Raw genomic sequence first — 21,069 nt, 5'->3', positions numbered from 1 at the left:
CGCCCCCGTGGCTCTCCCGCCAGGTGGCGAGGATGTCGTCGACGTCGAAGGGTGCCAGATCGAGCGGTGGCCCCGGCGGTGGCATCCGCAGGGCCGCGGCGATCTTCTCGTTGACCGCCCCGACGATCCGCCGCACCTCCGCTTCCGTCCCGGCCGCCGCCGCGGCCGCCAGGGCGTCCTCCGCCTCCTTGCGCAGCGCGAGCGCCGGCGGCAGGAAGGAGAGCCTCTCGCGGCGCATCTTCTCCTTGATCCACCAGTCCGCGTCGTAGGGCCGGTCGAGGCCGGGCAGCGGCTTGCCGAACCCCGGCAGATCGCGGAACTCGCCGCGCTCCTCGGCCTCCCGTATCTTCCGGTCCGCCCACGACTCGACGTCCTCCGGCCTGGGCTTCCGCCGCTCGGTCACCGCGCGCTCCTCCCGTCGACGGCCGCCCCGCCCGTCCCGGGCGACGCCGTGGGCCGTCCCTCCCTCCAGGATCTCAAACGGGCGGGGGCCGTGACGTACGGATACGGTCCGGGGCCGTCCGGCATGTGTCGTAGGGCAGGCGAAGGCCTGTCCGGATGCCCCGGTCCATGAGTGTGATTGTCGTCCTGGCGGCTTCCTGGATGCCCACCCCAATGGGAGGATTGATGGCGAGTAGGGCGCCTTTGACATGACTCGGGGCGCTTACGGGGGAAAGAGAGTTGTACGTGTCCGAGCAGACCGGCGCCACCGCCGAGCCACGCGCGGACGGGCAGGGCTGCCCCCTGCTGTCGTCCGCCTCGATAGCGACCACCTTCCTGTCCCACGGCTCGTCGCAGCTGTATCCCGTGCTGAAGAACCTCCGCGACAACGCGCCGGTCTCCTTCGTCCGGGAACTGGGCCTGTGGATCGTCACGCGGTACGAGGACGTGTCCACCGTGCTGAAGGACGCGCGGCGCTTCCCCGCCTCCACCCGATCCGTGATCATGCAGGGCTGCCGGCCCGAGGTCCGCGACGTCCTGCGCCGGACGGCCACCTTCACCGCACCCAACATGGGATTCGACGGGCCACCCGACCACGACCGCCTGCGCTCTCCCGTCGCCCAGTTCTTCTCCGCCAGGGGAGCCCGGCGCCTGGAACCGCGCGTCCGCGCCACCGCCCGGCGCTGCATCGCGCGACTGCCCGCCGAACCGCCCGTCGACCTGGTCGAGGAGTACGCGCGACCGCTGGCGAACAAGGTCGTCATCGACCTCGCGGGCCTGCCCGCCGAGGACTACGACCTCATCGTCCGTCACCACCGGGCCGTCAACGACTTCTTCTTCGGCCGTCCCCCCGAGCACCTCCGACTCGCCCTGGCCCACGACGTCCTGGCGTGGGAGGAATATCTGGCCGGGATCATCGCCCGGCGCCGGAGCGAACCCGGGGACGACCTGATCAGCATGCTCGTGCGCAAGACGGCCGAGGGCGAGGCGGACTACTCCGAAGCGGAGCTCATCAGCCTCATCAGCTTCGACATGATCACCGCCGGCTTCCGGCCCACCAGCTTCGCCCTGGTCAACCTCTTCCGCGAACTGCTCGAAGAACCCGAGCGCTGGCAACGGCTCCGGGAGGAACCCGCCACGTTCGACGCGGTGTTCAACGAGATCCTCCGGCACTCCGGACCGGCCCTCGGCGTCTTCCGCGTGACAGCCGTCCCGGTCGAACTGGGCGGTGTCCCCGTCCCCGCCGGCGCGCCCCTGTGGCTGGTGACCGCCTCCGCCAACCGCGACGAGCGCCGCTTCCCCGAGCCCGACGTCCACGACCCGGGCCGCGCCCATCTGACGAGCAGTCTGCACTTCTCGCAGGGACTGCACCGCTGCCTGGGCGCCAACCTGGCCCGGACGGTGGCACGCGAGGCCGTCACCGCCCTCATGCGGCACCGCCCCGGTCTGCGACTGATCCAAGGCCAGACCTGGCAGTACGAGCCGAGCATCAACGTCGTCGCCCCGACCCGGCTGTCGGCCACCTGGTGACCACGGCGCCGTCCCACGGGCCCTCGGGCACGGACCACGCCACCCATCACGCAATCACAACAGCACGGGGGAGATCATGGAAACGCACACGACCGTCCTCGGCCTCGGCCGCACCGGGACCGAAGTGGCACGTGCCCTGCTGGCCGCGGGCCACCGCACGACCGTCTGGAACCGCACACCCGGCAAGACGGCCGCCCTCGCCGGCACGGGCGCCGTCCACGCGGCGACGGCCGGCGAGGCCGTCCGGGCCGGCGATCCCACGGTGATATGCCTGTCGGCGTACGAAGCGGTCCACACCGTCCTCGCGCCCGCGGCCGGCGACCTCACCGGCCGTACCCTGCTCAACCTCACCCCGGGGCCGCCGCACCAGGCGCGGCGCACGGCCCGCTGGGCGGAGCGCCACGGCGCCCTCTACCTGGACGGCGTGACCCTGACGAGCCCGGCGGGCACCGGGCGTCCCTCCCTGCTGCTGTGCGCCGGCCCCCGTGCCGCCTTCGACCGCCACCACCACACGCTCACTGCCCTGGGGCACCCGCACTATCTGGGTACCGACACCGCGGTGCCCTCCGTCTACGACACCGCGCTGCTGGCACTGACCTGGGCGACCCTGACCGGCTGGCTGCACGGCGTGGCCCTGACCCGCGCGGACGGGCCCGGGGGAGCGGAGACGGCGACCGCGTACACGGAGGTCGCCGAACAGTGGCTGACCACGGTCCGCACGGCCCTGCCCGGCTACGCGCGGCAGATCGACACCGCCAGCTGCCCCGGCGGGGGGTGGCCGCTGCACCACAGCGTGGCGCCGATGGACATCCTTGTGCACGCCAGCGAACTGCGCGGCGTCCACTCCGCCCTGCCCGAGCTGTTCAGGGACCTGGCCCGGCGCGCCGTGACCGCCGGCCACGGCGACGACAGCTGCGCCGCACTCCTGGAATTCCTGCGCACCGACGCGCCCAGCGGCACGGCGGCCCCCTGACCCCGGCGGCCCCCGATCCCGGTGGGCGGGAGCGGCCCGCACGGTGGTGTGCCGCCCGACCCGTACGGGCGTAGCGTCGGGAACGTGACGCAAGCACCCCCGCCGTCGCCGGGAAAGGGGCTTCCGTGACCGTTCGTGACAGCGTGGAGCCAGGCGCCTTCGAGGCGCTGGGCCGGACGCTGGCGGAGACGATGCGCCGCACCGGCGCGTCGGCGGGCGGAATCTACCTGCTGGCTCCCGACGAGCCCGCCCTGCGCCTCGCCGTGACCAGCGGGGTGCCCGCCAAGCTCGCCGAGCCGTGGCGGCGCCTGCCGCTCACGGCCACGACACCGGTGGTGGACGCGGTGCGCGAGGACCGTCTGGTCTGGATCGGCAGCCGCGAGGAGCTCGCCCGCTCCTATCCGCTGTCCGCGGTCTCGCTCCCGTTCCCCTTCGTACTGGCCGCCGCCCCGGTCAGTGACGGGACGCGCCCCTGGGGCACGCTCCTGCTGCTCTGGCCGGGCTCGCGCCCGCCGCACTCCACGGGGCGCGAACGCGCGAACATCACCTCCAGCGGCCGCCGCATCGCCGTCCTGCTGGCCGAGGCCACCCGGACCACCGGACCGCCGGCCGTGCCCGACGAACCGTACGACGTCACGCCGCGCGGGCCCCGCGCCGAGCCCAGGAACGCCGCGCTCGCGGCCGCGGACTTCGCGGAACGGCTGCCGGGCGGCAGCCTCGCGCTGGACCTCGAGAGCCGCATCACCTTCCTCACCCGTTCGGCCGCCCGCCTGCTCGGCCGCGACGCGGAACACCTTCTGGGCACCGTGCCGTGGCAGGCCCTGCCCTGGCTGGACCGTCCCGAGTACGAGGACCGCTACCGGGCCGCCGTCATCAGCCGGGAGCCCATGGCGTTCACCGCCCTCCGGCCCCCCGACCGGTGGCTCGACATCCGGCTCTACCCGGACGCCGGCGGCATCAGCGTCCGCATCGTCCCCGCCCGCGACCCCGCGGACGGCGGACCGCGCCCGCGCCCCCGGCCCGTACCGGCGGACCGCCCCGGGCCCTCCACCGAGGGCCCCGCGGCCGGGCGGATCTACCAGCTGATGCACCTGGCCGCCGCCCTGACGGAGGCCGTGGGCATCCAGGACGTCGTCGACATGGTCGCCGAACAGGTCATGCCGGCCTTCGGCGCCGAAGGACTCGTGCTGTCCGCCGCCGACGCCGGCCGGCTGAAGATCACCGGCCACCGCGGCTACGCGCCGCACATCATCGAAGGACTCGACGGCCTGCCCGTGGACACCACCGTCACACCGGCCGGCGACGTGCTCGCCGCCGGCGCCCCCCTGTTCTTCCCGGACCGCGACGAGATGGGCGAGTCCTACCCGGAAGCCCTGGCCCTGAGCGACAAGCAGGCATGGGCCTATCTGCCGCTGATCGTCTCGGGGCGGACCGTCGGCTGCTGCATCCTCTCCTACGACCACCCGCACGACTTCAGCTCCGACGAACGCGCCGTGCTGACCTCGCTGGCCGGCCTCATCGCCCAGGCGCTGGACCGCGCCCGGCTCTACGACGCCAAGAGCCGGCTCGCGCAGGGGCTCCAGCAGGCGCTGCTTCCGCGCTCCCTGCCCCGGCTGCCCGGCCTCGACGCCGCCGCGCGGTACCTGCCGGCCACGCTCGGCATGGACATCGGCGGCGACTTCTACGACCTCGTCCCACTCGGCGGCGGCGACTGCGGCGCCGTCATCGGCGACGTCCAGGGCCACAACGTGGCCGCAGCCGCCCTCATGGGCCAGGTCCGCTCGGCCGTCCGCGCCCACGCCGCCACCGGCGCGCCCCCCGACCAGGTCCTGGGACGCACCAACCGGCTGCTCGTCGACCTCGACCCCGGCCTGCTCGTCTCCTGCCTCTACGCCCATCTGGACCTCGGCCGCCGCAGGGCCGCCATCGCCAGCGCGGGCCACCCGCCCCCGATCCTCCGCCGGGCCGGCCACCGCGCGTACACCCTCCACGTCGAGCCCGGCCCGCTCCTGGGCATCGACCCGGACACCGCCTACCCCGTCACCGAACTGGCCCTGTCCGACGGCGCGCTGCTCGTGCTGTACACCGACGGCCTGGTCGAGACGCAGGGCACCGACATCGAGGAGAACACGGACGACCTCGCCCACCACCTCGCCGGCGCCGACGACCACGACCTCGACGCCCTCATCGACCGGCTCCTCCGCTTCGCCCGGCCCACCGGACAGCACACCGACGACATCGCCGTCCTGGTCCTGCGCACCGGCGGCGCACCTGCCGGGTGAACAGCCGGTGATGCCCATGGACTTCGACACCGTCGCCGACGACCTGTACGGGCTGCCGCCGAAGCGGTTCACCGCGGCCCGCGACCGGTACGCCGCCCGGGCACGGGACACGGGCGACAAGGAACTCGCAGCGCGGATCGGCGCCCTGCGCCGGCCGACGCTCGCGGCCTGGGCCGGCAACCTCCTCGTCCGCCACCGACCGGACGACGTCCGCGCCCTGGCCGCCCTCGGCGAAGAACTGCGGCGGGCCCACCGGCAACTGGACGGCGCTCAGTTGCACGAACTCACCCGCCGGCAACGCGACCTGGTCGACGCACTGGCCCGTGAGGCCCGCCGGCTGGCGACGGCGGCAGGAGCGCCCATCGGCGACACCGCCCAAGGAGAAGTCGAAGCCACGCTCCACGCCCTCCTCGGCGACCCGGCCGCGGCCCGCGATTTCGCCGGCGGCCGCCTGACCACGGCCTTCCCGCCCCCGGCCGGATTCCCCGCCGCCGACGACACCGCGATCCGCCGCCCGCCGCGCCCAGGCGGCCGGCAGGAGACGGTCGTCCCTCTGGAGACCGCCCGGGAACGACGCCGGCAGCGGGAACGCGACGAACGGCGGGCCGCCGGCGAACGGCGGGCCCGGGAGGAGCGCGAGGCCCGCGAACGGGAGCTGACCGACCGGCGGAACGAGGCCGAGGACGCCGAGCGCGAGCTGGCGGAGGCCCGCCGCGAGACCGCCGGCCTGGCCGCACGCCTGGACCGGGCCCGCTCCCGGGAACGCGAGGCCGAGGACCGGGCCCGCCGGGCACACGCCCGGTTGCGGGACGCGCAGCAGGCCGCGCCCGACCGGGGAAGCGAAGAGTGACCACCTTGTGATGCGGGACCGCCGGACATTCACAGCCCGGCTGTGCATACTTGCCGTCCGACATTCCCGGTCTTTGCACAAAGGAACAACCCCGTGCGCGTTCGCCCCCGTCGTATCGCTCTCGCGACCCTGGCTGCTTCGTCGCTCCTGCTGCTCACTGCCTGCGGCGGGAGCTCCGGCGCCGCTTCCGGTGCCGGCTCCGTCGGTAAGAAGGACAAGGCTCAGAGCGCTCCGGCCGTTCCGGAAGCAATCACCGCCGCGCAGGCGCAGCAGGCCCTCGTCGCCCTCGGCGACCTGCCGGCCGGGTGGAAGCTGGAGGCCAACACGGGCCTGGACAAGTCCCAGGGCGGCGCGGACGACGACGTCATCTCCGGCGTCAAGCCGCTGTGCGCCCCGATAGCCGCCCTCCTCAACAACGGACGGCTGGAGGAGGACCACAAGGCCAACGCCCAGGAGGTCTTCACCAAGAAGGGCGACCAGACCACCGTCGCCCAGGACGTCAGCGGCTACACCCGGGCCCAGGCCGAGAAGGCCATGACCGGCCTGCACGCGGCCGTGGAACAGTGCGGGACGTTCCCGGGCAAGGAGGGTGGCAAGCCGGCCTCGCTGACGGTCAGGAAGACCGCCCAGCAGCCCAAGTACGGCGACGACTCCGTCAGCTACACCGTCAAGGTCGTCCAGGGTGACATGGAGATGGACTTCGACATGGGCACGGTCCGCATCCACGGCGCCGTCACGACGGTGCTGAACAACTACCCGGACACGGGCGACCGCGGCAAGGCGGCCTTCGGGGCGGCCCTGGCCAAGGCGAGCGAGAAGCTGGCCGCCGTCGCGGCGAAGACCGCCTGACAAGGGCTGCGCCCGCGTTCCGGGCACAAGGCGGCCCCCCGCCGGCCGCCGGACGGGCGGTGTGCGACGGGGGGCCTTCGGGAGGGCCGGCCGGGCGGCCGGGGCGGTGTCCTCAGGAGCGCCGGACCCGGGGCAGGGCCAGCGCCGCGGCGCTCGTCGCGAGGAGGGCGAGCGCGGCGACGAGCAGGCTGACGTGCATGCCCGGGACGAACGACGACCGGTCCGAGACCAGGGCGCCGAAGACGGCGACGGCCAGGGCACCGCCGGTCTGCCGTACGGCGTTGAGCACTCCGCCCGCCATTCCCGCGCGCTCGGGGTCGATGGTGCCCAGCATCGCCGCGGTCAGCGAGGGCACCGCGAAGCCGAGGCCGATGCCCAGCGGAACGAGCATCAGGGCGATGACGACGTGGTCGGTGCCCGCGTCCACCGTCAGCAGGGACAGCAGGCCCAGGGCGCAGACCGCCTGCCCGACGGCGATCGGCACCCGCGGGCCGAAGCGGGCGGCGGCCTTGGCGGAGCTCACGTTGGCGCCCGCGACCAGCGCGGTCATGGGCAGGAACATCAGCCCGGCGGTGACCGCCGACTGTCCGAGGACCTCCTGGAAGAACAGGCTGAAGACGAACACCGCGCCGTAGAAGGCGGCGTTGACGGCGAAGCCGATCACCAGGCTGAGGGTGGTGGTGCGCGACCGGAACAGGCTCAGGGGCACCATCGGGTCGGCGACGCGCGCCTCGGTGACGACGAAGGCCACCGCCGCCAGGACCGCCACCAGCAGACTGACCACCGCGGCGGGAGTGCCGAAACCGGACGCCCCGCCCTCGATCACCCCGTACGTCAGGGAACCCAGCGCGACGACGGCCGTCACCTGCCCGAGCGGGTCCAGGGACGCCGCGCGGCGCGGCGAGCCCGGTACACGGGTCAGGACGGCGAGGGTGAGCAGACCGACCGGGACGTTGAGGAAGAAGATCGACGGCCAGCCCAGGGAACTGGTCAGCGCCCCGCCCACCACCGGACCGGCCGCGGTCGAGACCGCACCGCCGACCGTCCACAGGGCGATCGCCCGGCCCCGCTCGGCCGCGTCGGGGAAGGCCTGGCGGACCAGCGCCAGCGAGGACGGCAGCATCACCGCCGCCGCGGCGCCCTGCACCAGGCGGGCGACGATCAGCAGTCCGAGCGAGGGTGCCAGCCCGCAGGCCACCGACGCCGCGGTGAACACCGTCAGGCCCGCCGCGAACACCCGGTTGGCGCCGAGACGGTCCGACAGCGCTCCGGCCGACAGCATGAGGGCCGCGAACATCAGCGTGTAGGCGTCCACGATCCACTGCAGCCCGGCCGTGCTGCCGCCCAGCGTCCGGCCGACGGCCGGCAGGGCCACGTTCACGGCCGACGCGTCCAGGCCGATCACGAAGAAGCCGAGCAGCGCAGCGCCGAGCACCACCTTGGCCGACACCCCGCGCGGAGCGGCCGGCGGCTGCGGGGAGCGGAAGCCGGCGTCGGTGCCGGTGCCTGCGCCGGTGCGTATCGGTTCGCTCGAAGTCTTCGTCATGGTGGTGGTCATGCTGGTCGTCCCTCCCGATGCCTTACGTGTGCGGCGGCCGGGTGCCTGCCCGCCGCCTCGCCACCACTCTCGCCCGCGGCGCCGGCGGGAGGCAGACCGCGGTCTTCCGGGGTGTGCCGTGCGGGGGTGTGACAGGGCCCCCCACCGGCCGCCGCCCGCGCCGGGCGCGCTGGCAGACTGGGCGGCATGAGCGAGCAGACTGAGCTGGGACGATTCCTGCGGGCCCGCCGAAGCGGCGTCAGCCCCACCGATGTGGGGCTGCCGGCCGGCCTCGGGGTGCGCCGTACCCCCGGCCTGCGCCGCGAGGAACTGGCCACGCTCGCGGGCGTGAGCGTCGACTACTACACGCGCCTCGAACGCGGCAAGGAGACCCGGCCCAGCCCCGCCGTGGTCGAAGGGCTCGCGGCGGCCCTGCGGCTCGACGAAGAGGAACGCGCCTACATGCGCGAGCTCGCGGCCCAGGCGGCACGCCGCGCCCCCGAGCCCCGCCCGCCGCTGTCCCGCACGGTGCGCGCCAGCGTGAAGCAGCTCCTGGAGACGGTCCGGCCGAGCCCCGCCTATGTCGTCGGCCGCACCAACGACCTGCTGGCGGCGAACGCCGGCGGCATGCGCCTGCTGCACGGCATGGCCGACTGGCCCGCCCGCCAGCGCAACACCATCAGATACACCTTCCTGCACCCCGCCGCCCGGACCCTGTGGCCGGACTGGGAGCAGAAGGCCAAGAACTGCGTCGCCCAGCTGCGCGCCGTCGCGGGCAGCGACCCCGACGCGCCGGACCTGGCCGCGCTCATCGGCGAACTCGTCGTCAAGAGCGCCGACTTCAACCGGCTGTGGGAGCGCTACGAGGTCCGCACGATAGGCGACGGCTCCAAGACCTTCCACCACCCCCTCGTCGGCACCATGACGCTCACCCACGAGGTCATGAACCTCAACCGGGCCGACGGGCAGCGCCTGGTCGTCTACATGGCCCCGCCCGGGAGCGCCGACCACGACGCCATGACCCTCCTCGACATGGCGGCCCCCGGAACCGGCGAGCCGGCCGCCACGGCGGAACCGGCCCCCGGGACCGAGCGGGCGGACGCCCCCCGCACCTGACGTACCGGCAGGGGTGTGCGCCGCGCCCATGCGCGGGGCGCACACCATGGGCGCGCACCCCATCGGTTCCCCGGCCGTCCCGGCCTAGGGTGCCGGTATGGCCGACGCCCCCACGCCCCGATCCCAGCCTCCCGGCCCCGGTCCCGACCCCGGTCCCGCCCCAGGTCCCGGAGTTCTCGCCGGGCACACCGCGCTCGTCACCGGTGCCGCCGGCGGCATCGGCGCCGCGTGCGCCCTGCGGCTCGCCGCCGACGGGGCCCGTGTCCGCGCCCTGGACCGCGACGGCGACGGTCTCGCGGAGCTCGAACGGCGGGCGAAGGAGGAGCGGTTGGCGGGGAACGTCGAGGCCGTCGTCCTCGACCTCGCCGACCTGCCCGCGGCCGAACGGGCCGCCGCGGACACCGACATCCTCGTCAACAACGCCGGCATCCAACACGTCAGTCCGCTGCACGAGTTCCCGCCCGAGGCCTTCCACACGGTCCTCACCGTCATGCTGGAGGCGCCCTTCCGGCTGCTCAGGGGCGCCCTGCCGCACATGTACGAGCGGGGCTGGGGCCGGGTCGTCAACATCTCCTCCGTGCACGGGCTGCGCGCCTCCGCCTACAAGTCGGCCTATGTAGCCGCCAAACACGGCCTCGAGGGGCTGTCCAAGACCGTCGCCCTCGAAGGCGCCGCCCACGGCGTGACCTCGAACTGCGTGAGCCCCGGATACGTCCGCACCCCGCTGGTCGAGAAGCAACTCGCCGACCAGGCCGCCGTCCACTCCCTGCCCGTCGAGCGCGTCCTGACCGACGTCCTGCTCGCCGGCTCGGCACTCAAACGGCTCGTCGAACCGGAAGAGGTCGCCGAGGCCGTGGCCTACCTCTGCGGGCCGCACGCCTCCTTCATCACCGGCAGCACCCTCGTCATGGACGGCGGCTGGACCGCGCACTGACGTATCGCACCGACCGCCACTGGCGCCCCGCCGCGCCCCGGCGATAGGCCTGTGCCCATGCTCGACGACCACGACCACGACCACGACCACCGCCATCCCGATGCCGACGGGCCCTTCGCCACCTACCTCGCGCTGCTCGCGCGCGGCGCGCCCGCCGAGGCGTACGAACGCCCCGTGCTGCACGCCCGCGCGGCCTCGCCGGACCATCCGGCCGCCGTGGAGCGGGCGGAGCGGGCCCGGCTCCTCGCCCTGCGCGTACGCGCGGAGCTGGAGGACCGTCGGCGCCGCGAGAGCGAGCTGTCCGCACTCGTCGACACCGCGCACGACCTGGCCGGGCTGCGGGACGCCGACGCCGTGCTCCAGGCCATCGTGCGCCGCGCCCGCTCCCTGGTCGGGACCGACGCCGCCTACCTCACCCTCAACGACCCGGCCGCCGGCGTCACCTCCATGCGCGTCACCGACGGCTCCGTCTCGGCCGGCTTCCAGCAACTGCGGCTCGGCATGGGCGAGGGACTCGGCGGACTCGTCGCGCAGACCGCGCGTCCGTACGCGACCGACGACTACCTCGACGACCCCCGCTTCCGGCACACCACCGCCATCGACGCGGGCGTGCGGGAGGAGGGCCTCGTCGCGATCCTCGGCGTCCCCCTCGACCTCGGCGGCAGGGTCATCGGCGTCCTCTTCGCGGCCGACCGGCGGGCACGCGTCTTCGACCGGCGGCACATCGCGCTGCTCGGCTCCCTCGCCGCGCACGCCGCCGTCGCCATCGACACGGCGAACCTGCTCGCCGGGACACGCCAGGCGCTCGCCGGACTGGAGACCGCCAACCGGATCATCCGGGACCGCAGCGCCGCCCTCGAACGCGCCGCCGGCGTCCACGACCGGCTCACCGAACTCGTGCTGCGCGGCGGTGACGTCCACGACGTGGCCGACACGGTCGCCGAGGTCCTCGCCGGACGCGTCGCGTTCCTGGAGGCGCCCCGCTGCCCGGCACCCGCCCTGGAACGCTCCCGGGCCGCCGGCCGGGCCGTACGGCACGACGACGGCTGGATCGCCGCCGTGTCCGTCGGGGAGGAACTGCTCGGCGCCCTGCGGCTGTACGGCCGGCGGGAGCTCGACGCGGTGGACCGCCGCACCCTGGAGCGTGCCGCCATGGTCACCTCGCTCCTGCAACTGGCCCGGCGGTCCGCGGACGAGGCCGAGCACCGGGTGCGCGGCGAACTGCTGGACGACCTCCTCGACGCCGGCGGCCGCGACCACCGCCTGCTGCGGGAACGCGCCGCCCGGCTGGGCGCGGACCTCCGCGCCCCGCACCTCGTCCTGGCCGCCCGCATCGCCGGCGGCCGCGGCGACACCCCCGCCGACCGGCAGCGGCTGAGCTCCGCCGCCGCGCACCTGGCCGCCACCCGGCACGGCCTCGCCGCCGCCCGCGACGGCGGCACCGTCCTGCTCCTGCCCCACGGCCCGGACGACGGCGCCACCGAGACCGCCCGGTGCGTGGCCCGCCGGCTCGGCGGCGAGGTCGGCGCACCCGTCACCGTCGGATCCTCCGCCCCCGTCCACGCCCCGGCCGACCGTCCGGACGAGGTCGTCGCCGCCTACACCGAGGCCCGCCGCTGCCTGGACGCGCTGAACGTGCTCGGCCGGGCGGGCGACGGCGCCGCCGCCGGCGACTTCGGCTTCCTCGGCCTGCTGCTGGCCTCCGCCCCCGACGCGGACCGCGTACGGGAGTTCATCACCCGCACCATCGGACCCGTCGTCGACTACGACACCCGGCGCGGCACCGAGCTCGTCGGCACGCTCGACGCCTACTTCGCCTCCGGCATGAGCCCGGCCCGCACCAAGGACGCCCTGCACGTGCACGTCAACACGGTCGCCCAGCGGCTGGAGCGCGTCGGACGCCTCCTCGGCCCCCACTGGCAGTCGCCCTCCCGGGCCCTGGAGATCCAGCTCGCCCTGCGGCTGCACCGGCTCTCACCGGGCCCCGCCGACGGCCCGTGACGGCTCGGCCCCCGCCTCCGACGGGCCCGGCTCCCCGTCGTCGCCCAGGTCGCGGTGGCGCGTCTCGCGCGCCGCGGCGACCGCGACGAGGGTGACCGCCGCCGCGGCCATCACATACAGGGCGATCGGCGTGGCGCTGCCGTAGTGCGCCAGCAGGGCAGTGGCGATCAGCGGCGCCGGCGCACCGGCCGCCACGGACGAGAACTGCGCACCGATCGAGGCACCCGAGTACCGCACCCCGGTGGCGAACATCTCCGCGAAGAAGGCGGCCTGCGGCGCGTACATCGCGCCGTGGCAGATCAGCCCCACGGTGACGGCCAGGACCAGCGCCCCGAACCCGCCGGTGTCCGCGAGCGCGAAGAACGGGAAGGCCCACGCCCCCACCCCGGCCGCCCCGAGCAGGTACACGGGCCGTCGCCCGATACGGTCCGACAGTGCGCCCCAGAGCGGAATGACCGCGAAGTGCACCGCCGATCCGATCAGGACCGCGTCGAGGGCGGTCTGCCGGCTCACCTGGGCCTGTTCGGTCGCGTACACGAGGACGAAGGCGGTGATGACGTAATAGCTGATGTTCTCCGCCAGCCGTGCCCCCATGGCCACCAGCACATCACGCCGGTGGTCCCGCAGGACCGCCACCAGCGGCATGCGCGCGGCCCCCTTCTTCTCCCGGCGCGCCGCGGCCCGCTCGCGCGCGTCCTTGAACACCGGTGACTCCTCCACGGAGAGCCGGATCCACAGCCCGACCATCACCAGCAGCCCGGACAGCAGGAACGGCACCCGCCAGCCCCACGAGGCGAACGCCCCGGCCGGCAGCGTCGCCGTCAGCGCGGACAGCACCCCCGTCGCCAGCAACTGCCCGGCCGGCGCCCCCGTCTGCGGCCAGGAGGCCCAGAACCCGCGCCGCCGGGCGTCCCCGTGCTCGGACACCAGCAGCACCGCCCCGCCCCACTCACCGCCCAGCGCGAACCCCTGCACCAGCCGCAGCGCGGTGAGCAGCACCGGGGCCAGTGAGCCCACCGCGGCGTGCGTCGGCAGCACCCCGATGGCGCAGGTCGCGCCGCCCATCATGACGAGACTCACCACGAGCAGCCGCTTCCGCCCGAGCCGGTCCCCGTAATGCCCGAACACCAGCGCCCCCACGGGCCGCGCCGCGAACCCGACGGCGTACGTCAGGAACGACAACAGCGTCCCCACGAGCGGATCGGACCCGGGGAAGAACAGCTTGTTGAACACGAGCGCGGCCGCCGAGCCGTAGAGGAAGAAGTCGTACCACTCGATGGTGGTCCCGATGAGGCTGGCGGCGACGATGCGGGGGAGCGAGCTGGGAGTTGGAGCGTGTGGGGAGGGGGTGGCCATGTCATCACTTCCGGGTGGGTGAGGGGCGCGTCATTGCGTCGCCACAAGGTAGGAAGTGGCAGGTCAGTGGCCTATGTGGTGGGGCTACACAGTTCGGTGGCGGGGTGTGATGGCGGCGGCCATGAGGGATCGCCTCCCGCGAGGCCAAGGGGCGGACAGTGATCAGGATGCAGGTCCGGCGTTCCCGTCGTGGGAAGGAATGGCCGGTGGCGGGTGCAGGTCCCGGGATCGCACGGTGATCGATTAGGGTGCGGCCATGGTCTTGGGGCATCTGCACACGCATCGCTATGGCGCTCCTGCGGCCGGCCCGCTGCTGGCTCTGCATGGGATCCAGGGGCACGGCGCGCGGTGGCGACGGCTCGCCGAGCGGCATCTGCCCGGCTCGTACGTCATTGCTCCCGACCTACGTGGGCACGGACGTTCCGACTGGAGCCCGCCGTGGAGCGTGGAACGCCATGTGGCGGATGTGCTGGCGGTGATGGACGACCTGGGACTTCCCCAGGTCGACGTGGTCGGGCACTCCTTCGGAGGGCTGGTTGCCCTTCACCTCTGCCGGACGGCGCCGGAGCGTGTGGGGAGGCTGGCACTCCTGGATCCGTCGGTCGGTCTGCCCCCTCACGGGCTGCACGAGCAGGCTCGCCGGACGATGACATCGTCGTCGTTCGCGGGGTGCGATGAGGCACGTGCGGAGCGGAAGGCTGCTTGGCCGTACGCATCCTCGGAAGCGGTGGACGACGAAGTCGCCGACCATCTGATCGAAGGACCTGACGGTCGCCGGCGGTGGCGGTTCGACGCTGCGGCCGTTGTGACCGCGTGCTCCGAAATGGCCGGCCCACCGGTGCTTCCTCCGTCCACCGTGCCCACACTGCTCGTGATCGCCCAGCGTTCCGGCTTCGTACGTCCGGAGTACATCACAGACTGCCGGGCGGTTCTGGGTGACCGTCTCACCGTCGCTGAACTGGACTGCGATCATATGCTCTACCTGGAGCGGCCACGCGAGGTCGGCGCCCTGCTCCGGCAATTCCTCGCCGGTGATCCCCTGAGCATCTGACTCGAGCGGCCCGCAGGAGCGTGGCCGGCCGTCTGACGGCCATTTATCGGGATCCTGGTGATGCCGCGCCGGGTCTTCAGGCCGGCGAAAGCCGTGCTCGTTCGCCGCTCGCTCGCGGCTGAAAAGCCGGTTCGCTTCCTGTGTGTGGGGGAGCCGGGCGGGTGTTCGTCGCGCAGAGACGGCCCGCTGCACCGCTATTGAGTGCAACTCCCCAGCAGCAGCTAGGCTTTGGTTGATCTTGGGAAGGGGCGCTGATGGGCACCAGAATTTTTGAGGTAGACGAATCGCGGCGAGGCGAGCCCGGTGTGCGGAAGGGAGGCAGAACACTGACAGTGGGGGACCAGTCCTTCACCCAGGAGACATGGGTGAAGGTCGAAGCCTACGACGACCTCGATCCGACCGTGACCGAGGACGTCCATCTGCACACGTTCGCAGTTCCGGGCATGGAAGTGCGGGCCGGGGCCGCGAAGGACGACGAGGACGGAAGCGGCGAATTCGAAACCAGGCTGATCCCTTCTGTCCAGTATTACCAGATCGAGCTCGGGCCCGACTCGCTGAATAAGCTCCATGACGCACTGAAGCCCTTCATCGCGGCCGCGCAGGAATGCGAGCCGCCGAAGGGTCGCAAGATACGCGCCAAGTAGCCGGCCGTGTCCCCTCCCGCGAGAGGGCATCGTCGTACCCTTTCGGGCAGTCGACACCGCCCGCTCGCGGGTCGCCGGAACACGCGGGCTGCGAGGCCCGGCCTCCCCGGCGGGGAGGCCCGGCTTGTATGACGTCTGCGCTGCACCGAACCCAGTGGCGGCGCCCTTCGCCCGGAGACTCAGATGGCCGTGGAGAGCGCCACGTGCCGCCATTCGTCGAGTTCCCGTCGCACCAGATCCAGCTTCGCCTCGACGCGTTCGACCGCGTCCGCTCCCAACTGCAGGCGCAGCGGCGGCTCGGCGACCTCGGTGATGTCGACGATGGCTTTGGCTCCCTTCACCGGGTCGCCCGGCTGGCGGCCGTCGTTCCCGGCCAGTGCCTCGCGCACCGGTCCCGCGCCGGCGGCGTATTCCGCGATGGTGGCTGGTTCGACCCGGATGCTCGAACTGTTGAGGAAGTCGGTGCGGAATCCGCCCGGCTCCACGACCGTGACGCGGACACCGAGCGGTGCCAGCTCGCCGTGCAGTGCCTCGGTGATGGCTTCCAGGGCGAATTTCGACGCGCCGTACAGACCCACGGCCGGAGCGGTGGCGAAGCCGCCCACGGAGCCGATGTTCACGACATGTCCGGATCGCTGGGCACGCAACGCCGGCAGGGTGGCCCGCAAGGTGTTGAGCACGCCGAACACGTTGACGTCGAAGAGATCCCGGACAGCCTTGTCGGAGGCCTCCTCGATCGTGCCCACGAGGCCGTAACCGGCATTGTTGACCACGATGTCGATCCGGCCGAACTCCGCCAGGCCGGCCTCCACCGCAGCCGTCAGCTGCGCCGGTTCGGTGACGTCCGCGTTCACCGCCAGCAATCCGTCCGGCTTTTCCGGGTACGCCTGAAGCACTGCCGACGCGTCCCTCGCCGTAGCGATCACGCTGTGCCCGCGGTCCAGCGCCTCACGGGTGATCTGCGCGCCGAGCCCACGCGATGCACCGGTGACAAACCAAACGCTCATTGTTCTCCCCTGCTCGATCGCCCCATTGGCCGACAGCTCGACGGTAGATGCTGGAGTCGGGTCTAGATCAAATGGCTGGGTGACGGGGGTACTCCGTCAGGGCCCGGGCAACGAGAGTGACCGGCTGGAGCTGCGTCGGGCTTTCGCCGGCCGGCCGGGGCCGCGGCCGTGCCAGTGACCGCCCGAGCGGTGGGCGGCTCCTGAAAACAGCCGGCGCCTCGGCTCCGGTGGCCATGCCCGCCCGGGGGACCCAGGCTGGAGAGGGCGAGCCGCACGAGCGGCCCGCTGACGCGAGAGCGCGGCGACGGAGGTGACCGTCATGGAGCAGGCACCCATCACCGTGGGGCTCGACGGTTCCCCCGAGAGTCTGGCGGCCGCCCTGTGGGCGTCGGACGAGGCGGAGCGCCGCGGGCTCGGGCTGCGTCTGCTGCACGCGTGGGTCCTGCTGGCGGGCGAGCCGTCCACCGGGCTTCCCCCGGACAAGGATCAGGACTACTGGGCGAGGCGCATCGTGCGCGCGGCCGCGGCAGCCGTGCACGAGCGGCACCCTGATCTCTCGGTGACCGAGGACCTGGTGGCGGAGGACCCCGAGACCGCGCTGCTGCGGGCGGCCGGGGAATCGACGATGGTGGTGCTGGGCTCGCGGGGACTGGACCGCGTGGCGAGCTTCTTCCTGGGCGACATCAGCCTCCAGGCAGCGGGGAGGGCCGAGCGGCCGGTGGTCCTGGTACGCGCGGGCCGGCCGGCAGCAGCCGGTGCCGGCGGCGTGGTCGCCGGCGTCAGCCTGCACGGCCCGTGCGACAGCGTGCTGAAGTTCGCCTTCGAGACGGCCGCCGCCCGTGGGGTGCCGCTCCATGTCGTCCACGGGTGCCCGCCGCCGGTGCAGGCGTACGCGCCCTGGGGCGTCGACCCGGACGTGGCGGGCGAGATCAGCAAGGCGGCCGAAGCGCAGCTGTCCCGTGCCGTGGAGCCGTGGTGCGAGCGCCACCCACGCGTCGAGGTGGCCGGCACGGTGCGGCTCGGCAGCCCCGCCCGGGCGGTTCTGGAGGTTGCGGAAGGAGCCGCCATGCTGGTGGTCGGCAGACGCAGGCACCACCCGCCGATGACGCCGCGCCTGGGCAACGTGGCACAAGCGTGCGTGCACCACGCGGCGTGCCCGGTCGCCGTGGTGCCGCACGACTGAGGGTCGGTGAGGGCCGGCGATGGGGGAGTGGACCTGGGAGTACGAGGGCTACGACCCGGCGGCTGAGCGGCTGCGGGAGGCGCTGCACACACTCGGCAACGGCTGCTTCGCCACGCGGGGTGCCGCCCCCGAGTGCCGGGGCGGGCTGGTCCACTGCCCGGGGACGTATGTGGCCGGCTGTTACGACCGCCTGGTCTCGTCGGTCGCGGGACGGCAGGTGGAGAACGAAGACCTGGTCAATTTCCCGAACTGGCTGCTGCTGCGTTTCCGGCTGCTGCGCGCCGGCGGCCCGCCGGGCCCGTGGTTCACGCCGGACACCTGCGAGGTGACGGACTACCGGCAGGTGCTCGACCTCCGGCAGGGCACCCTGACCCGGACCTTCCGCTACCGGGCGGGCGACGGCCGGGTCTTGCGTGTGGAGCAGTGCCGGCTGGTCCACATGGGCGATCCACACCTCGGGGCGCTGCGGACGGTCTTCACGGCCGAGACCCGGCCCGCACGGATCGAGGTGGAAGCCGCGCTCGACGGGAGCGTCACCAACGCCAACGTGCACCGCTACCGGGCTTTGGAACGACGCCATCTGGCCGGGGTGCGCGCCGGCGTGGCCGAGTCCGGCACAGTGTGGTTGCGATGCCGTACGAGGACGTCCGGCATCGGCATCGGCATGGCCCAGCGCGCAGAGGCCGACGGGCCGCCCGCAACGTCGGTCTCGCGCACGGCAGCGGGTCACCACGCGGTGCACCGCTTCGTTCTCGCCCTGCCCGGGGACGAGCCCGTGGCCGTGACCAAGACCGTCGCCCTGCACACCTCCCGCGACAGTGCCATCAGCGACCCCGTGGGCGCCGCCGTCGAACGAGCAGCCCACGCACCGGACTTCACCGAGCTGCTGCGCTCCCACGCCGTCGCCTGGGAACAGCTCTGGCGCCGGGCACGGCTCGACGTCCCCGGGGAGGCGGGCCGGGTGCTGCGCCTGCACCTCTTCCACGTGTTGCAGACGCTCTCGCCGCACACCGCCGACCTGGACGTGGGTGTGCCGGCGCGCGGACTGCACGGGGAGGCGTACCGGGGGCACGTCTTCTGGGACGAGCTGTTCGTCCTGCCGTTCCTCAACCTCCATTTCCCCGAGGTGTCCCGCGCATTGCTGGACTACCGCCACCGGCGCCTTCCGCAGGCCGTCCGGGCGGCACGCCAGGTCGGCCGCCGCGGTGCGATGTATCCGTGGCAGAGCGGCAGCGACGGCCGGGAGGAGAGCCAGCGGCTGCACCTGAACCCGCGCTCCGGGCGCTGGCTGCCCGACCACAGCCGCCTCCAGCGGCACGTCGGCTCGGCGATCGCGTACAACGTGTGGCAGTACTGCCAGGCCACCGGCGACACCGAGTACCTGCACACCAAGGGCGCGGAGATGCTGCTGCAGATCGCCCGCTACTGGGCGAGCAGCGCCGCCCTGGACGCCGCGAGCGGCCGCTATCGCATCCAGGGAGTCATAGGACCCGACGAGTACCACGACACCTACCCCGGTGCCGCCCGGCCCGGCATCGACGACAACGCGTACACCAACGTCACGGCCGCCTGGGTGCTCACCCGCGCCCTCGACCTGGTACGCGGCCTGCCGGCCCGCCGCCGGCAGGAACTCGTCGAACGCGGCTGCCTCGACCCCGGCGAACTCCCGCTGTGGGAGGACGTCTCCCGGGGCCTGGTCGTGCCGTTCCACCGCGACGTCATCAGCCAGTTCGACGGCTACGGCGACCTGGCCGAACTGGACTGGGAGCGGTACCGGCAGCGCTACGGCGACATCCGCCGGCTGGACCGCATCCTGGAGGCCGAGGGCGACGCCGTCAGCCGGTACCAGGTCTCGAAACAGGCCGACGCGCTGATGCTCGGCTACCTCTTCTCACCGGCCGAACTCGCGTCGCTGTTCCGGCGTCTCGGCTACCGGCTCACCGACGAGCTGTGGCAGCGCACCGTCGACCACTACCTGCGGCGCACCAGCCACGGTTCCACTCTCAGCGAGGTCGTCCACGGCTGGGTCCTGGCCCGCGCCCGCCGCGCCGACGCCTGGCGGTACTTCCACCAGGCGCTCGAGGGCGATGTCGCGGACCTCCAGGGCGGCACCACGCCGGAAGGCATCCACCTCGGTGCCATGGCCGGCACCCTCGACCTCGTCCAGCGCGGCCTGACCGGTCTGGAGACCCGGGAGGACGCCCTGTGGCTGGACCCGGTGGAGCTGCCGGAGCTGTCCGAGTTCGGCTTCACCCTCCGCTACCGCGGCCACTGGGGTATCGGCCTACGCGTGCGGAGCGACGAGCTGACGGTGAGTGTGCCGGACTCGGAGGAATCGGCGGTCAGGATCGTCCTGCCCGACCGCTCGCTCACCGTCTCGCCGGGCGACGCCACGACGCTGAGACTGCCCCGCGGGCAGCGCGGTTGAGCCGCTCACCGGGTCTCGATCGTGCGCCCGGTCACCTCGCCCGGCCGGATACGGACCCAGAGATCGCGCTTCCCGCCGGCCCAGGGCCGGGCACCGGTCCGGGTGGCCAGGGCCGCCACCGTGTCGGGGTCGGTGATGTGCTCGGCCGTTCCGGTGACGAGAACGCTCCAGCCGCGGCTGAGCCGCTCGTCGATGTGGTCGGCCTCGAACGCCAGCCGTTTCCCCTCCGCCGGGGCCGCCGCGCCGTCGGCATCGGTCCGGTAGACGATCGTGCGGCCGTCGACCAGGAAGTTCACGGGCAGCACGACGGGGGCGGACCCGGGCTCACTCAGGCCGATCCTGCCGATGCCGTGCGTGCCGAGCCGGCGCCAGCACTCGTCCTCGGGCAGCTGTGCCAGCAAGGGGTGGGAAGCAGCCCCTCGTTGCCCGGGCGCTGCGTCCCGCGGGCCCCCGGCGAGCTCGTCATAGGGCATTTCCAGGGCCCCGGCCAGGCGCATGAGCGCGGCGGGGTCGAAGTCACCGCCGAGGCTCTCCACCTGCCCCAGATAGGCGACGGACATGCCGGCGCGGCGCGCCAGCTGCTCACGCGTCAGCCCGAGCTGCTCGCGGCGTACGGCACAGCGCGTGGCCACCGTGTCCTCGTGCGGTTCCCCGGTGGCGGCCTCGGGGCCGCCGGGACCCGGCCCGTCGGTGCGCATCCGCCCCACCTCCGTATGGCGCCCGGCCTGACGCGGGGCTTCCGGGCTGTCTCGCCTTCCAGGGGACCAGTACCCCGCCGCGTGTGCCAGCCCTGCGCCGCTGATCGGGGACGCCGGTCACCGGCGCAGGGCCCGGGCGCCCCCGGCCTCGGCGCGCCCCCGGAAATCCGGACACACCGTTGTGTCAGC

The 21,069-nt window shown here is 73.4% G+C and carries 17 protein-coding genes; 12 read left to right on the top strand and 5 right to left on the bottom strand.

What is annotated here, in order from left to right:
• Window positions 1-403 (bottom strand): DUF1992 domain-containing protein (locus AB0K09_RS11685; protein WP_366065150.1); only part of this gene is annotated, 403 nt, incomplete at its 3' end.
• Window positions 404-687: 284 nt separating this feature from the next.
• Between AB0K09_RS11685 and AB0K09_RS11680 the strand changes: the two genes are divergently transcribed.
• The 5 genes from AB0K09_RS11680 to AB0K09_RS11660 all read left to right on the top strand — a co-directional run bounded on the left by AB0K09_RS11680 (window position 688) and on the right by AB0K09_RS11660 (window position 6,925).
• Window positions 688-1,971, top strand: coding sequence for a cytochrome P450 (locus tag AB0K09_RS11680; RefSeq protein ID WP_366065149.1), 1,284 nt, complete (start codon window positions 688-690; stop codon window positions 1,969-1,971).
• Between the two features lie 76 nt (window positions 1,972-2,047).
• Window positions 2,048-2,944: an NAD(P)-binding domain-containing protein gene (locus tag AB0K09_RS11675; RefSeq protein WP_366065148.1), complete on the top strand. Its 897-nt coding sequence runs from the start codon at window positions 2,048-2,050 to the stop codon at window positions 2,942-2,944.
• A gap of 191 nt (window positions 2,945-3,135) precedes the next feature.
• The gene (locus tag AB0K09_RS11670) at window positions 3,136-5,226 is read left to right on the top strand and encodes a SpoIIE family protein phosphatase (protein WP_366065151.1); all 2,091 of its coding nucleotides are present in this window, start codon (window positions 3,136-3,138) and stop codon (window positions 5,224-5,226) included.
• Window positions 5,227-5,242: 16 nt separating this feature from the next.
• Window positions 5,243-6,076 (top strand): hypothetical protein, encoded by an 834-nt coding sequence (locus tag AB0K09_RS11665; protein WP_366065147.1) that lies wholly within the window; start codon window positions 5,243-5,245, stop codon window positions 6,074-6,076.
• Window positions 6,077-6,169: 93 nt separating this feature from the next.
• Window positions 6,170-6,925, top strand: coding sequence for a hypothetical protein (locus AB0K09_RS11660; RefSeq protein WP_366065146.1), 756 nt, complete (start codon window positions 6,170-6,172; stop codon window positions 6,923-6,925).
• A gap of 112 nt (window positions 6,926-7,037) precedes the next feature.
• Here AB0K09_RS11660 and AB0K09_RS11655 read toward each other — a convergent pair whose 3' ends face one another.
• Entirely contained in the window at window positions 7,038-8,483 is a 1,446-nt protein-coding gene (locus AB0K09_RS11655; RefSeq protein WP_366065145.1) for an MFS transporter, read from the bottom strand.
• Between the two features lie 186 nt (window positions 8,484-8,669).
• Here AB0K09_RS11655 and AB0K09_RS11650 point away from each other — a divergent pair, with 186 nt between their 5' ends.
• From AB0K09_RS11650 to AB0K09_RS11640, 3 genes are all read left to right on the top strand, one after another.
• A complete protein-coding gene (locus AB0K09_RS11650; protein ID WP_366065144.1) occupies window positions 8,670-9,578 on the top strand; it encodes a helix-turn-helix transcriptional regulator in 909 nt (302 codons plus the stop codon).
• A gap of 97 nt (window positions 9,579-9,675) precedes the next feature.
• The gene (locus tag AB0K09_RS11645; RefSeq protein WP_366065143.1) at window positions 9,676-10,512 is read left to right on the top strand and encodes a 3-hydroxybutyrate dehydrogenase; all 837 of its coding nucleotides are present in this window, start codon (window positions 9,676-9,678) and stop codon (window positions 10,510-10,512) included.
• A gap of 57 nt (window positions 10,513-10,569) precedes the next feature.
• Window positions 10,570-12,513 carry a GAF domain-containing protein gene (locus tag AB0K09_RS11640; RefSeq protein ID WP_366065142.1) on the top strand — a complete coding sequence of 648 codons (1,944 nt, stop codon included), beginning with the start codon at window positions 10,570-10,572 and terminating at the stop codon, window positions 12,511-12,513.
• Here the strand turns inward: AB0K09_RS11640 and AB0K09_RS11635 are convergent.
• Window positions 12,487-13,869: an MFS transporter gene (locus AB0K09_RS11635; protein ID WP_366065141.1), complete on the bottom strand. Its 1,383-nt coding sequence runs from the start codon at window positions 13,867-13,869 to the stop codon at window positions 12,487-12,489. The two genes, AB0K09_RS11640 and AB0K09_RS11635, sit on opposite strands and share 27 nt — an antisense overlap.
• A 256-nt stretch (window positions 13,870-14,125) precedes the next feature.
• Between AB0K09_RS11635 and AB0K09_RS11630 the strand changes: the two genes are divergently transcribed.
• The gene (locus AB0K09_RS11630; protein WP_366065140.1) at window positions 14,126-14,920 is read left to right on the top strand and encodes an alpha/beta hydrolase; all 795 of its coding nucleotides are present in this window, start codon (window positions 14,126-14,128) and stop codon (window positions 14,918-14,920) included.
• 365 nt (window positions 14,921-15,285) lie between these two features.
• A complete protein-coding gene (locus AB0K09_RS11625; protein ID WP_366065139.1) occupies window positions 15,286-15,564 on the top strand; it encodes a hypothetical protein in 279 nt (92 codons plus the stop codon).
• 179 nt (window positions 15,565-15,743) lie between these two features.
• Here the strand turns inward: AB0K09_RS11625 and AB0K09_RS11620 are convergent, their stop codons facing one another.
• Complete coding sequence (locus tag AB0K09_RS11620; protein WP_366065138.1) at window positions 15,744-16,571, bottom strand: oxidoreductase; 828 nt, start codon at window positions 16,569-16,571, stop codon at window positions 15,744-15,746.
• A 319-nt stretch (window positions 16,572-16,890) separates the two neighbouring features.
• Here AB0K09_RS11620 and AB0K09_RS11615 point away from each other — a divergent pair, with 319 nt between their 5' ends.
• Together AB0K09_RS11615 and AB0K09_RS11610 are read left to right on the top strand one after the other, a co-directional pair.
• The gene (locus tag AB0K09_RS11615; RefSeq protein ID WP_366065137.1) at window positions 16,891-17,754 is read left to right on the top strand and encodes a universal stress protein; all 864 of its coding nucleotides are present in this window, start codon (window positions 16,891-16,893) and stop codon (window positions 17,752-17,754) included.
• Between the two features lie 19 nt (window positions 17,755-17,773).
• Window positions 17,774-20,182, top strand: a complete 2,409-nt coding sequence (locus AB0K09_RS11610) for a glycosyl hydrolase family 65 protein (RefSeq protein ID WP_366065136.1) — start codon at window positions 17,774-17,776, stop codon at window positions 20,180-20,182.
• Between the two features lie 5 nt (window positions 20,183-20,187).
• Here the strand turns inward: AB0K09_RS11610 and AB0K09_RS11605 are convergent, their stop codons facing one another.
• On the bottom strand, window positions 20,188-20,880 hold the full coding sequence (locus AB0K09_RS11605; RefSeq protein WP_366065135.1) for a pyridoxamine 5'-phosphate oxidase family protein: 693 nt from the start codon (window positions 20,878-20,880) through the stop codon (window positions 20,188-20,190).
• Window positions 20,881-21,069: the final 189 nt, after the last annotated feature.

This window comes from Streptomyces sp. NPDC049577, from assembly GCF_040675635.1.
Classification (GTDB): Bacteria; Actinomycetota; Actinomycetes; order Streptomycetales; family Streptomycetaceae; genus Streptomyces.
This window is presented reverse-complemented; position numbering and strand designations above follow the sequence as displayed.